The organism is Streptomyces sp. NPDC005899 (assembly GCF_040629645.1).
Classification (GTDB): domain Bacteria; phylum Actinomycetota; class Actinomycetes; order Streptomycetales; family Streptomycetaceae; genus Streptomyces.
In genome coordinates this window covers 1-7651 of sequence record NZ_JBEXWB010000311.1, presented here as the reverse complement: position 1 = coordinate 7651, position 7651 = coordinate 1, and the positions used below count along the sequence as shown (strand labels likewise).

At 75.5% G+C, this 7651-nt stretch carries 6 protein-coding genes and 1 pseudogene; 3 read left to right on the top strand and 4 right to left on the bottom strand.

Features of this window, described 5'->3' with window-relative positions; all coding sequences use genetic code 11:
• The 3 genes and pseudogenes from ABZ371_RS25990 to ABZ371_RS25980 form a co-directional block, all read right to left on the bottom strand.
• Positions 1-699, bottom strand: a pseudogene (locus tag ABZ371_RS25990) (energy-coupling factor transporter transmembrane protein EcfT); the annotation flags it as partial.
• Positions 696-1394, bottom strand: a complete 699-nt coding sequence (locus tag ABZ371_RS25985) for an SCO2322 family protein (RefSeq protein WP_358683846.1) — start codon at positions 1392-1394, stop codon at positions 696-698. The gene ABZ371_RS25985 and the pseudogene ABZ371_RS25990, both read right to left, overlap by 4 nt.
• Complete coding sequence (locus ABZ371_RS25980; protein ID WP_358683844.1) at positions 1391-2638, bottom strand: prenyltransferase/squalene oxidase repeat-containing protein; 1248 nt, start codon at positions 2636-2638, stop codon at positions 1391-1393. Before ABZ371_RS25980 ends, ABZ371_RS25985 begins: the two co-directional genes overlap by 4 nt.
• 418 nt (positions 2639-3056) lie before the next feature.
• Between ABZ371_RS25980 and ABZ371_RS25975 the strand changes: the two genes are divergently transcribed.
• Positions 3057-3566: a hypothetical protein gene (locus ABZ371_RS25975; RefSeq protein ID WP_358683842.1), complete on the top strand. Its 510-nt coding sequence runs from the start codon at positions 3057-3059 to the stop codon at positions 3564-3566.
• On the opposite strand, the gene ABZ371_RS25970 is transcribed toward ABZ371_RS25975, so the two are convergent.
• Positions 3548-5038 carry a PHB depolymerase family esterase gene (locus ABZ371_RS25970; RefSeq protein WP_358683840.1) on the bottom strand — a complete coding sequence of 497 codons (1491 nt, stop codon included), beginning with the start codon at positions 5036-5038 and terminating at the stop codon, positions 3548-3550. The two genes, ABZ371_RS25975 and ABZ371_RS25970, sit on opposite strands and share 19 nt — an antisense overlap.
• Before the next feature lie 272 nt (positions 5039-5310).
• On the opposite strand from ABZ371_RS25970, the gene ABZ371_RS25965 reads away from it, so the two are divergent.
• Both ABZ371_RS25965 and ABZ371_RS25960 read left to right on the top strand, forming a co-directional pair.
• Positions 5311-6096: a 3-hydroxybutyrate dehydrogenase gene (locus ABZ371_RS25965; protein WP_358683838.1), complete on the top strand. Its 786-nt coding sequence runs from the start codon at positions 5311-5313 to the stop codon at positions 6094-6096.
• A 38-nt stretch (positions 6097-6134) separates the two neighbouring features.
• The coding region (locus ABZ371_RS25960) for a GAF domain-containing protein (protein WP_358683836.1) at positions 6135-7651 on the top strand (1517 nt) is incomplete at its 3' end.

The window sequence follows — 7651 nt, the reverse complement described above, 5'->3', positions numbered from 1 at the left end:
GGCGTCCATGGAGGCGGCCACCGCGACCGACCGTTCCAGCGCGCCCTCGATCACCGGCAGGCCGATCTGGAGCACCGCCCCGATGCCGCCGGTCGGCCGGCCGCGCAGCCGGCGGGCCGTCCGCAGCCGCACCACGTCGGCGACCATGTTCGGCGCGAACGTCATGGCGACGACGACGGCGACCCCCGCCTCGTACAGCGCGCCCGGCAGCGACTTCAGCAACCGGGCGGGGTTGGCGAGCGAGTTCGCCGCGCCGACGCAGATCAGCAGCGTGGCCAGCTTCGCCCCGTCGTACAGGGCGAAGACCACCTGCTCGGCGGTGACCCGGCCGCCGACGCGGATCCCCTGCGCCCAGTGCGGCAGCGGCAGGCCGGGGAGTTCGAAGAGGGTGTGCGTGCCCGGGATCGGGGAGCCGAGGACGACGGAGAAGAGCAGCCGCACGCCGACGACGAACAGGCCCAGCTTGATGAACGCCCCGTACGACCGGGCCCACGGCGCGTCCGTGCGGCGCGCCGCCACCACGTAGCCGGCCACGGCCACCAGCAGCCCGAGCAGCAGCGGGTTGGCCGTACGGGAGGCCGCGGTGGCGAGGCCGAGCGCCCACACCCACCAGGCTCCGGCGGGCAGCGCGTTGGAGCGGGTGCCCGCCGGCGCGCGCAGCGCACGGCGGAGCGGGGCCGTACCGGTGGAGCGGGTCATCGGCGGCGGCGGGCCCGCACCACTGCGGCGACACCGAGCAGGAGCACGGCGCCGACTCCGGTGAGCACGCCGGCCGAAGGACCGGGGCTCCCGCCGCCGGAGTCCTGCGCCGAGGGGGATCCGCCGTCGGCGGAGGAGCCGGTGAGGCCGCCGGAGGCGGTGGAGGCGCCGGACGCGCTGTCGCCGGAGACCTGTTCCCCGCAGCCCGACGCCGGATAGCCCGATATCGCGCACAGCATCGCCGCGCTGTCGTACCGCAGCGGCTTCGCGACGGAGGCGAGCGCGTCGGCCGTACTCGCCTCCGGGGCCACCCGGGCGCAGGCGGTGCGCAGGGCGGGCGGACGCTCGCCGTCCGGGGCGTCGGCGGTCGTTCCCGCGTCGATGACCAGCGCGATCCGCTTGCGGCCGTCCTGCGCGGGGGTGCCGGCGCAGATCGTCCCGAAGGCCGGGGCGTGGCGGGGGCGGGCGGAGTCCCGGGAATCCGGACTCACCGAGAACCGGAAGCCCTGGACCGCGCCGTCGTCCGGCCGGACGAGGGACGGGCCCTGCGTGGCGTACGTCCAGCCCTTCCCGCCGTCGCCCTCCCAGAACGACCAGTAGCGGTAGCCGGCCGCCTGGGCGCCGCCGGCGCCCAGCACGGTCAGGAGGGCGGCGGCGAGGAGGAGCAGCACCGCGGTGCCCGCGGGGCGCCTCACAGCTGCTGGTTCCTGCGGCGCCCGCTGAGCAGGAAGCCGATGCCGGCGCCGAAGGCGAGGCCGATGCCGACGAGCCACCAGACACCCAGCCCCCCGTCGTCGCTGGTGGTGTCCTCGGGCTCCTTCGCGGTCGCCGACGGCGAGGGCACGGCCGTGGCGGCGGGCGCGGGGCCCGACGCGTTCAGCCGCGCCACGAGGTCGACGCCGCCGAAGTCCCGGGCGTCGGTCCCGGTAGCGTGCGCGGCGAGCACCAGCTGGGCGGTGGCGGCGGGCCCGCCCGCCTCGGCCCAGGCCTGCGCGTGCTTCTCCAGATAGGCGACGGCGCCGGCCGCCTTGTCCTTGTGGCCCGACGCGGCCAGCGCGACGGCCGCGTCGGCCGTGTTCCCGAAGTCGGGCCGGGGCGAGGAGTCCTCGGCGCCCGGCATCGGCGGCGAGTCCAGGTGCCCGGAACCGGCGAGCGCGCGGGCGAGGTAGGAGGCGCCGTTCTGCGCGGACTGCTCGATGGTGAGGCCGCCGCCCTTCGTGCAGGTGGGGGCCTTCACCGCGTTCGAGTTGCCGACGGCCATGCCCTTGCCCATGGCACCGAGCACGGCGGCCGCGGTGGCGTCCGCGTTGGCGGCGAGCTTGCCGTCCTTGTCCGGCTGGTACGCGAAGGCGCCGCCGTCCTTGCCGCCGCAGGGCAGGGCGAAGGTCTGGAGCGCGGTGTACGGCGTCCTGCCGTCCTTCGTCGTGACGTCGGCGACCGGCACACCGGCGCGGGCCATGGCGCCGACCACGACGGCGGTGGAGTTGGCGTCGCTCGGACCGCCCGGGTTGTAGCTCCAGCCGCCGTCCGCGTTCTGCACGGACTTCAGCCAGCTGACCGCGTTGTCGACGGCCTCGCGGTGCACACCCAGCTCCACCAGCGCCTGGACGGCCGCCGCGGTGGCGTTCGTGTCGGCCACCGTCTTCGCGTCGCAGGGCCGTGAGGGGTCGCGGTACGACGGGAAGGCCCCGCTCGCGCACTGCTGGCCCGCGAGCCACTCCACCGACTTCGCGGCCGGGGTGACGAGCTCCACCTTCTGGGCCAGGAAGGCCAGCGACTGGCGCCACACACCGTCGTACGTGGGGTCGCCCGTGCCGTACAGGCCGGGCGGCAGGGCCGCCGACGGGGACGGGCTCGGGGCGGCGGCAGCCGCGGGGGCGGTCGCCGCGCAGAGGACGGCGGTGATCGCGAGCGCTGCCGCGCGGCGGCGTACGGTCATGGCGGGGTGGGCCTCTCCTGCGAGGACCGGGCACAGGCACACGGATGCACCGGGCTCCGGCCCCGTATACCTCGACGGTGCCGGCCACCGGGGCTCCGGCGGCACGAGCCGCTCACGCCGGCGTACGGGGCGGTCCGGGCCGATCACCTCGAGCGGTGATCCACGACGGGGTCTCCCCTGCTCGGGCGGAGCCGAGAGCCTGGGGAAGGGCCGGCGCCGGATTCGCACCGGCTTCCCCCCGTACGGGCATGATGACGACCCGCCCACTCTACCGGGGGTGCTCCGGGCCCCTCGTGGCGGACGGCCGCATCCTTCCTGCGGAAGGGCTTCCCAGCAGGTCAGAGGCCGTGCGAAACTCCGGCGGGGGAGCACACGGGCACCTGCCCGTGGGGAGGAACGAGCGGGGCGGGACGCACCTGTGCGCAGAAGTGGGACGGCGGCGACCGCCGTGGTGGGCCTGTTGGTGACGGTGGTGGCGGGCTGCGACCTCGCCGGTGGGAGCGAGGTCGCGCGGAAACCCTCCCCGTCGCCGTCGGCGCCCTTCACCAGGGAGACCGCGGCCGCCGAGATAGCGTCCGTGACCGCCGCGTCGGGGCTCGACGCCGGTGACACGTCCACGGCGGGCCTGCCGCGGGGAGCCTGGCAGCGGTGCGTCGCCCCGTGGACGGCGGACGGGCTCGCGGACGACGCCGCCGGCGCCTTCGAGGCGGCCGTGCGGCGGCTGCGGCAGCGGGACTGGGAGATCGTCTCCCGCCACGCGGAGCGGGACGTCACCTTCCGCACCCTCGCCAAGCGGGGCTGGAAGGTGTACGCCCGGCACTACGCGGCGCGGGGGACCGGGGGCGGGCAGAGCGTGGTATTCACCGCCGTGGAGGACGGCTGCGAGCTGCCCGGCCCCGTCAGGGACGGTTACGAGGACCCGGCCTGACAGCCCGAGTCGGCGATGACGAAGTACCCCGCCGGTGACTCCCGGAGCGTGTGGGTCACGAACACGTTGTACAGCCCCATGTCCTGCCCGGAGCCGTTCGCCTGGACGCGCCCCCCGGAGGTGCGCGCCCGGCCCGCCGCCACGTGCGCGTAGTTCGTCGCGGTGAAGCACGCGGCGGGGGCGGTGCCGCCCGGCGTGGTCGCCGTCACCGCGGGCGAGGACGCGCCGGCCGCGCCCGAGGAGTCGGCCGCCGCCACGGTGTAGCGGTAGGAGGTCCCGGCGCGCAGCCCGGTGTCGGTGAAGGACGGTGAGGTGGCGGAGGCCACCTTCGCGCCGTCGCGGTACACGGCGTAGGAGGCCGCGCCGCCGACCGTGTCCCACGCCAGCGAGGCGCTGCTCGCCGTGACCCCGGTGACCTTCAGGCCGGAGGGGGCGGGCAGTCCGTCGCCTCCGCCGGGGGCGTCCCGGTCCAGGCCCCAGAACACGCCCGTGTGGTACGTCGAGCAGATGGTGTCCAGGAAGTACGCGGCCGTCGCACCGCACTGCCCGGCGCCCGACCCCAGGTCGACGGGCAGGCCGTGGCCCATGCCGGAGACCGTGTACGTCTCCACGGCGGGCCGCCCGGAGGCGTCCTCGTAGACGGCCCGTGCGGTGTTGCCGGGCAGGCTGTCCGTACGGGACGGGGTCTGCCCGATGCCCCAGACGTCGGTCCACTGGTCGCGCAGGGCGGTGGCGTTGGCCGGGCGGACCGTGTAGTCGGAGGTGCCCTGCCAGATCGCGACCCGTGGCCAGGGGCCGGTCCAGCCCGGGTGGGAGCCGCGCACCTTGTCGCCCCACTGCGACGGCGACAGTGCCTGCGGCCCGGTCTGGCAGCCCGAGGCGGCGGCCTGGCTGGTCGCGCACTGGGCGGGCAGCCCCGAGGCCACGGATCCGCCCGCGAACACGTCCGGGTAGGCGGCGAGGAGGTCGGCGGTCATCCCGCCCCCGGCCGACAGCCCGGTGACGTAGACGCGGCGGCCGTCGGAGCCGTACGTCCGCTTCGCGTACTCGACCATCTGCACGACGGACGCCGCCTCGCCCCTGCCGCGGGTGTCCTCGGCCGGGTCGAACCAGCCGAAGCACGACAGCGGGTTGTTCGCCGAGGTCGTCTGCGGGTAGACGACGTCGAAGCCCCACAGGTCCGCGTACTGGGCCCAGCCCGAACTGCTGTGGTACGCGCCGGCCGACTGGGTGCAGCCGTGGAGGGCGACGACCAGGGGCGCGCCCGCCGGCACCGTGGCGGGGGTGTAGGCGAACATCTGCAGACCGCCGGGGTTCGAACCGAATCCGGTGACCTGCTGGAGACCGGCGGCCGCCGTCGCCGTGGGGGCGGCCGAGGCGGAGACCGGCTGAGCGGCGAGCAGCGCCAGCATCGCGGACACGGCGGTGGAGGCGACGCGTCTGAACACGCGTCGCATGATCGGTGGGCGCACGGTGGGGCCTCCCTCGTCGGACGTGCGGACTGCTGCCGGAACCTACGAGCCCGGCGCGGAGCCGCCCATGTGGCAGGCGGACACCCGCCGCGCACCGCTGTGTGCGGCGCTCCCCTTGCGCCGGTCCCCCCGCCTCCCGCGCCGGTCTGCCGGGCCCCGCCCGCCCGGGGGCCCGCCGGGCCGCACCATGTGCTCCGCCACCACGGTGACTCACCCGGGTGTGTGAACCGACCCCGTGTGACGAGGGCGGTGACGTCCTTACGGTGACGCCCATGCAGACTTCCCGAACCCCCCAGCACGACCCCCTCGCACCCCCCGCCCTCGCGGGGCGCACCGCTCTGGTCACCGGGGCCGCCGGCGGCATCGGCCGGGCCTGCGCCGAGGCACTCGCCGCCGCCGGTGCCCATGTGCACGTGGTGGACAAGGCGGGCGACGCGGCCAGGAGCCTGGCCGAGCGGATCGGCGGGACCGCCTGGGTGGCCGACCTCTCCGTCGCGGAGGCCGTGGACGCCCTGCCCGCCGACGCGGACATCGTCGTCAACAACGCGGGGCTGCAGCACGTGGCGCCCGTGCACGAGTTCCCGCCGGACCGGTTCGCGCTGATCCACCGGGTCATGGTCGAAGCGCCGTTCCGCATCTTGCGCCGGACCCTCCCCGGCATGTACGAACGCGGCTGGGGCCGCGTGGTCAACATCTCGTCCGTGCACGGACTGCGCGCCAGCCCCTACAAGTCGGCCTACGTCTCGGCCAAGCACGCACTGGAGGGGCTCAGCAAAGTGGTGGCACTCGAAGCGGCGCCGCACGGCGTGACGAGCAACTGCGTCAGCCCCGGGTACGTCCGTACGCCCCTGGTCGAGAACCAGATCGCGGACCAGGCCCGCAGCCACGGCATCTCGGAGCAGGACGTGGTCGGCCGGGTGCTGCTGGAGCGCAGCGCCATCAAGTCGCTGATCGAGCCGGATGACGTCGCCGGTGCCGTCCTGTGGCTGTGCGGTCCCGGGGCTGCCCACATCACCGGAAGCTCCGTCACCATGGACGGCGGCTGGACCGCCAACTGACCGCGCCCGCACCGCTCCCGGAAGAACGATGGCCGCCCATGTCCGAACCGCCCCCCTCCGCCGCCCCTATGCTGGCACGCCTCCTCGACCTGCTGGCCGACGACGCCCCCGCCGAGGAGCTGGGTGCCGTCACCTCGGCGGCCAGGGCCGCGGGCGTACCCGCCACCGATCTGGCCGAGGTGGAGAGGGCGGCCGCCACCGCCCTGCGGATCCGGGGCGCCCTGCGGCAGCACCGGCGCAGGGAACTCCAGCTCACCGCCCTGTTCGACACGGCGGGCGACCTGGCCGCCTCCCGGGACCTGGACGACGTGCTGAAGGCCATCGTGCGGCGGGCCAGGATGCTGCTGGGCACCGACACCGCCTATCTCACGCTCCCCGACGAGGAGGCCGGGGACACCTACATGCGGGTGACCGACGGGTCGGTGTCCGTGCTGTTCCAGCGGCTGCGACTGGAGTTGGGCGACGGGCTCGGCGGCCTGGTGGCGCAGACCGCCAGTCCGTACGCGACCCCCGACTACCGCACCGACGACCGCTTCCGCCACACCCCCAACATCAACGCCGGGGTGCTGGACGAGGGACTCGTGGCGATCCTGGGTGTCCCGCTGCTCCTCGGTTCCAGCCGGGGCGGCACCGGAAAGGTCATCGGCGTGCTCTTCGCCGCCGACCGTGCCGCGCGCGTCTTCAGCCCCGACGAGGTGGCCCTGCTCTGCTCCCTCGCGGCGCACGCCGCCATCGCCATCGACACCGCCCGCGCCCTCGACGACACCCGGGCCGCCCTCGCGGAACTCGCCGGGGCGAACGCGGAGCTGGCCGAGGCCAACGCCGCCGTCCGCGCCCACTCCGCCGCCATGCGGCGCGCCGAGGAGGCCCACGACCGGCTCACCGACCTGGTGCTGCGCGGCGGCGACGTGAAGGACGTCGCCGTCTCCGTCGCCGGGCTGCTCGACAGCCCCCTCACCATCCACGACCCCGGCGGGCGCCCGCTGGCGGCCGTACGGCCCGACGGCTCGGCGTTCGCCGCAGACAGCATGGACGCCGGGTGGCCGGCCGCGACCGCGGAGGAGTCCCGGCACGGGGCGCGCGCGGTGCACCGTGACGGCCGCTGGATCTGCGCCGTGCTCGCCGGCCAGGAGCTCCTGGCCGGCCTGGTCCTGCACAGGCCGGGCCACCTCGACGACTCCGACCGGCGGCTCTTCGAGCGCGCGGCCGTCGTCACCGGCCTGCTCCTGCTGCTGCGCCGCACGGTCGCCGAGACCGAGAACCGGATCCGGGGCGAGCTGATCAGCGACCTGCTCGGCGACCCGGAACGCGATCCGGCGGGCCTCGCCGAGCGGGGCCGCAGGCTGGGCATCGACCTGGACCGCCCGCACCTGCTGCTGGTGGCGGAGGCGCCGGCCCGTCAGAAGCTGGGCGGCGCGGCCATGCGGTACCTGTTCGGCGGGGACATCCACGGGGTGAGTGCCGAACACGCGGGCACGGTCGTCCTGCTGATCGAGTGCGACGCCCTCTACTCGACTTCATCCACCGACGACGGGGACTCAGCGCGCGCTGAGGC